Consider the following 4,007-nt stretch of genomic DNA (forward strand, 5'->3'; position numbering starts at 1 on the left):
GTGAATCACAACCTCTCGCTCAATTCAATACATTAATAGGTCCTGAACTTAGTTTCAATTTCCGTTAGTATAATAGTGCTGGATAGGCGCATAAAGAGTCCGGGGGGGGGGTGGAGTTGGACACGGACGAAATGTCAAGGGTGGCTATCGCGGCATGGAGGATCGCATGATCGAGATGATCATTGAGCAACGCCGCCGCAGTCTTGGTGGCGGCCTCGAAGTGGGAAGAGTTCTGCCATTCGCAAAACGGCGAATGGTCGGTCCGTTCATATTTTTCGACCATATGGGTCCCCTTGACGTTGCGACAGGTGTGGAACAGGGGCTCGATGTACGCCCGCATCCGCATATCGGGCTTTCGACTGTCACCTATCTCTTCTCAGGAGAGGTCATGCATCGTGACAGCCTAGGTTCCGAGCAAGCGATACGACCACATGAAGTCAACTGGATGACGGCCGGGCGAGGGATCACCCATAGCGAACGTTTCGAAAAAGCGCGCGCCTTCGGAGACCGCCTGCACGGCATTCAAGCTTGGGTGGCGCTTCCGACGGGCGACGAGGAGGCGTCTCCTTCGTTTTCGCATCACGAGGGAGATGACTTGCCATCATGGAACAGCGGCGGAGTGCAAGGCCAACTCATCGCCGGTCAGGCGTATGGGCTGCGAGCCGCCGCTCGGACTCATTCACCCCTGTTCTACGCACATCTGGATCTCGACGCAGGGGCGCAGCCCGAGCTCCCCACCGACCACCCGGAGCGGGCGCTCTATATCGCCGCTGGCTCCGTTGAGGTCGACGGAGTGCGCTATGAGGCGGGGCGCATGCTTGTCCTCGGATCAGGCACGTCTTCATTCCGGGCGCTGGAAAGCAGTACCGTCATGGTGCTTGGCGGCGAGCCTGTTGGCGAGCGCTACCTGTCCTGGAATTTCGTAAGTTCATCGAAAGAGAGACTTGCGCAGGCCGCAGCGGATTGGGAAGCGGGGCGCCTCAAGTTACCTGACGCCGATCACGACGAATTCATCCCGCTTCCATCTGAACTATAGAATTTCAAGAGTATAGAATCCTTATTCCCAAATATTTTAAAAATTACAACGTCGGGACCTACTACGGCGCCTCCCGGCGCTCGACACGACGCTAGAAGCGATTGATGGGCCGAAGCGGCCATCTATATATTTAGTTCTGTAGAATCGTACGTCATTCCTTGCATCTGGTTTCTGGCGACCATCCTGGCTTATTGTTGATCTTTGAGAGAGGGAGCTTCGAAGAAGTCGTTTGCGGTTTCAACCGCCGCCAGCTCGCGCAACGGTCTCTTCGCCGGTTTAGATCACGATGAAATGCAGTCGCAGTAAATACGAGGCATCGCGCGCCGCAGGAACAGTTAATGGCAAAGTATTAGCAGTGATCGTCGGGTCAGGACGGATTATGCCGCCCTACGGCGACATCCAGAAAATACCGGATTTTTCCGCGTACGAGGAGCGGCTGTCTGACGAAGAGACAACGTGTTCGAAAATACTGGGTAACAATCACTTGCTTCGCACGATCGCCTGCCTAGATCCAGCGGCTCTCTGCCACGGAATAGAACTTTTTTAGTTCGCGGCCACTTATACCGAGTAACTGATTCTAGCCGTTAGGCACGGACTCAGATACGTCTGGACTGGCTGCGCCGGCAGGAACTGTCGGCGTCCGAGGCTGCCCTACGCCCGAATCTCCCACAAAAGGCGGACCCATTCCCAGAATAGCGTTGCCGTAGGTCAGCATGCAGGCGGCATAAGTGTTGTCGTACTGATTCTGAATTCTGCCCTGTACTCCTCCTTCCGATGACGCAGCCGCAACACCACCGCCCACCAGCAGGCCGCTGCCTGCGCCGATTCCTGCCCCTTCCCCCGCATAGGAGCCGGACCACGGATTGCCGACTGCCGATCCGATGGCGGCGCCGAGACCCGCCCCAATTACGATCGGAAGCAACGTGCCCAACACTGCCCGCCCGTTCGCCTTCGCCGCTTGCCCGTCGACAGCTTTGGTGGCCTGGTACTTGCAGAAGGCGGCCTCCTGAGTGAACCTCGATGCCTCTTTGCCGGGTGGAGGCATGACCGGGACCGTCGGCCCGTCTGGCGTCGAGACGCAGGCTGAAAGCAGGGCGGCAAACGTCAGGATTGGGAGGGCGCGATTTTTCATGGCCAATCGATCGCTGAAACGAAACTGGATGGCAAGCACTCGTTTACCGAAGCGCTTTTTCGCTCTTGCTTACCAGCGCCGGAGTTGATTACCCCTCGAGGCCGTCTGATCTACGAAAAATTCCAACTCGCCACCCTTGAGACTTTCGGAATCGACAAAATTCAATGCTTAACGGGCGAGCGGACGTTTTGAGTGCGAACGACAGGCGTGGTCCGGGCCCGCGGATGGAGATGAAGCATCAGTCGGCCTCTGTGCAAACGGACGCAAGCGAAGACCTGTAACGCAGTATAGCACACCTTGCGTTATGCCGATGACGTTTCACGACGCTGGTAGCGATGGCGCGTCCTTTCAGCCCTGAAAAATAGTGCGCCAGACAATTCCGGGGCCAATGTTTATGCCTGTGGACAAAAAAATGAGACCAACTCTTACGATTTATATTGAGAAAAGGAACTTTTCGCTCTTACTCGCTATAAGCTTATAAAACGCGTGCGCCCGGGAGCGAGCACTATGGTGAGTTGTAAGTTAAGGTTGGCGAATGTGCTCATGAGTATCATCGTGAAGCCATTTTCAGACAAAACGTCAATTCGAATGCAACGTCGGCTCCTGCAGATGAACGCCAAGACGACGTTACCGATAGGGATGACGCGCGAGGACAAACAGCTGGGAGGCACACCAGTTTCTATTTTTCGCCCGCCTCAAAGTCCGTCTGCGCGATGCATATTCTATATGCATGGTGGCGGGCATCTGGCCGGCAGCCCCGATACACACGCAAATTTTCTGACCCTTCTGGGCATGTCGACAGGCCTTGACGTCATCGCGACCGACCATCGATTGGCACCAGAGCATCCGTTTCCCGCGGGTCTCAACGACGTTACAGCTGCTTATGACACGCTCATTGAGACGGGTGTTCCAGCGGAAAATATCATCCTCATGGGAGAGAGCGCCGGTGGCAATTTTGTCTTTGCCCTTCTGCACGAACTCTGTTCTCGTGGAACGCCTCCTGGCCTGGCTATAGCACTTAGCCCCTGGACGGATCTAACGGCGAGCGGTCCCTCTTATCGCTATAATGCAAAAGCAGATCGTGTTCTGGTTCCTCGTGCCTTTAAAATTATGTCTGACGCTTATGCTCCACAACAAGATCTAAACAACCCATTGATATCCCCGGTTTTTGGGGATTTCACCGGAGCGCCACCGGTTCTCATTGAAGTTGCCAAAACAGAAATCCTTTTCAGTGATGCCGATCTTATGGCGCAGCGCTTGCGAACATTTGGCACCAATGTCGATCTGCACGTCTGGCCGGACGCGCTCCATACCTTTCAGGTTGTTTTGCCAAATCTAAAAGAAAGTCACGACGCTTTACAGAAGATAGTTGATTTTATCAAAGTAAATTCAAATCACGCTACGTCCTCAGAATATTTGAAAAATGATCCCGTTTTGTGAAACGCGATTGTGTCGCGTTTCATTACATCCTCAAGGCGAGGCACCCTCTCACGATGCATGACGCCTGATGCAAGACACGCTTACTCTGGCCAGCCACTGGACCATACTGCGCACCTTGCTGGGCGCACTGCCCGCTTAGTAACGGGAAGTCGGCCACAAGTCCGGGATATTCGCGTTCGTTCGGTCCATCCGGCAGCATCAGCGGCCAGCGCGTAACCATTTTCCTTTTACACTTGCGCAGGCGACTCAGATTAGCATTCACTCGCGCACAAGAGCCTGTTTGAACTGGATAGAAATGTCCGCCTTCGAAGATCCTCCATGTGGTGAGGCCTGTGAAGCCGGGAGGCAGGGCAGGGCTGAAGCTCTCGATGAACCGATCCATCGCCTCGGCTGGCGTGA

Annotated in this window: 4 protein-coding genes; 2 read left to right on the forward strand and 2 right to left on the reverse strand. The window is 54.9% G+C overall.

Annotation, left to right across the window (positions count from 1 at the left end; translation table 11 throughout):
• Window positions 1-166: 166 nt before the first annotated feature.
• Window positions 167-1,036, forward strand: a complete 870-nt coding sequence (locus HK28_RS13200; RefSeq protein WP_086645002.1) for a pirin family protein — start codon at window positions 167-169, stop codon at window positions 1,034-1,036.
• 577 nt (window positions 1,037-1,613) lie between these two features.
• On the opposite strand, the gene HK28_RS13205 is transcribed toward HK28_RS13200, so the two are convergent.
• Entirely contained in the window at window positions 1,614-2,168 is a 555-nt protein-coding gene (locus HK28_RS13205) for a glycine zipper family protein (protein ID WP_233140551.1), read from the reverse strand.
• 543 nt (window positions 2,169-2,711) lie between these two features.
• Here HK28_RS13205 and HK28_RS13210 point away from each other — a divergent pair.
• Complete coding sequence (locus HK28_RS13210) at window positions 2,712-3,608, forward strand: alpha/beta hydrolase (protein WP_158093476.1); 897 nt, start codon at window positions 2,712-2,714, stop codon at window positions 3,606-3,608.
• A gap of 22 nt (window positions 3,609-3,630) precedes the next feature.
• Here the strand turns inward: HK28_RS13210 and HK28_RS14375 are convergent.
• On the reverse strand, window positions 3,631-4,007 hold a 377-nt coding region (locus tag HK28_RS14375), incomplete at its 5' end, for a hypothetical protein (protein WP_233140552.1).

The organism is Acetobacter sp. DsW_063 (genome assembly GCF_002153745.1).
GTDB lineage: Bacteria > Pseudomonadota > Alphaproteobacteria > Acetobacterales > Acetobacteraceae > Acetobacter.

Bases quoted from the DNA above. Each gene is read 5' to 3' on its own strand.
- HK28_RS13210 (WP_158093476.1), top strand. From the start codon at position 2,712: ATGAGTATCATCGTGAAGCCATTTTCAGACAAAACGTCAATTCGAATG.
- HK28_RS13200 (WP_086645002.1), top strand. From the start codon at position 167: ATGATCGAGATGATCATTGAGCAACGCCGCCGCAGTCTTGGTGGCGGC.
- HK28_RS13205 (WP_233140551.1), bottom strand. From the start codon at position 2,168: ATGAAAAATCGCGCCCTCCCAATCCTGACGTTTGCCGCCCTGCTTTCA.